The organism is Bacillus songklensis (genome assembly GCF_042649685.1).
Lineage (GTDB): Bacteria > Bacillota > Bacilli > Bacillales > Bacillaceae_H > Bacillus_BA > Bacillus_BA songklensis.
Genome location: NZ_JBHRZT010000006.1, coordinates 1 through 806, shown reverse-complemented (window position 1 = coordinate 806; position 806 = coordinate 1). Strand labels below are relative to the sequence as shown.

Genomic DNA, 806 nt, shown 5'->3' with positions numbered 1-806 from the left:
TCCTGAAGAATGCATGGTTCCTTTGATTTGTTCTAAGTTTGCATCTTTAGAAAATGCACGTTCTGTTAAGTCCATGAGCCATGAACGAATGACTGAACCGTTATTCCATACTCTTGCCACTTTTTCATAGTCAAAATCAAACTCACTTTTCTCCAATACTTCAAATCCTTCGCCAATCGCAGCCATCATCCCATACTCGATTCCGTTGTGGACCATTTTCAAAAAATGGCCGCTGCCTGCTGGACCAGCATATAAATATCCTTTTTCTACCGCTGTGTCTCGAAATATGGGTTCAACAATATCCCATGCTTCTTTATCCCCGCCAACCATGTAACAAGCTCCGTTACGTGCGCCTTCCATCCCTCCGGAGGTGCCGACATCCATAAAATGTATACCTGATTCCTTTAGCTGCTCGTAACGGCGGATGGATTCTTTGTAATGAGAATTACCTGCCTCAATTACAATATCTCCTTTACTCAAGTGTGGAGTGATTTCATTTATAACGGAATCGACAACAGCGTGCGGAACCATAATCCAGATAATTCTGGGGGTTTCTAATATTTGAGTAAGCTCCTTTAAACTTGATGTTCCTATAGCACCATACTGACTGATTTCCTCCACAGCATTGACATTTAAATCGAAGGCGGCAACTTCGTAGTTATGATCAATTAGATTTTTTCCTAAGTTTAACCCCATTTTCCCTAACCCGATTAATCCAACTTGCATCCTCTTGTCCTCCTGAACTATTCGTGTTGTTATCCTATTTTTAATGCTTTTACTGATTGATCTTTTGAAATCATCTCATA

At 40.4% G+C, this 806-nt stretch carries 1 protein-coding gene; it reads right to left on the bottom strand.

The window, feature by feature from the left end; translation table 11 throughout:
- A partial coding sequence (gene gnd, locus ACFOU2_RS00585; protein WP_377911264.1) for a phosphogluconate dehydrogenase (NAD(+)-dependent, decarboxylating) occupies window positions 1-726 on the bottom strand: 726 nt, incomplete at its 3' end.
- Between the last annotated feature and the right edge of the window lie 80 nt (window positions 727-806).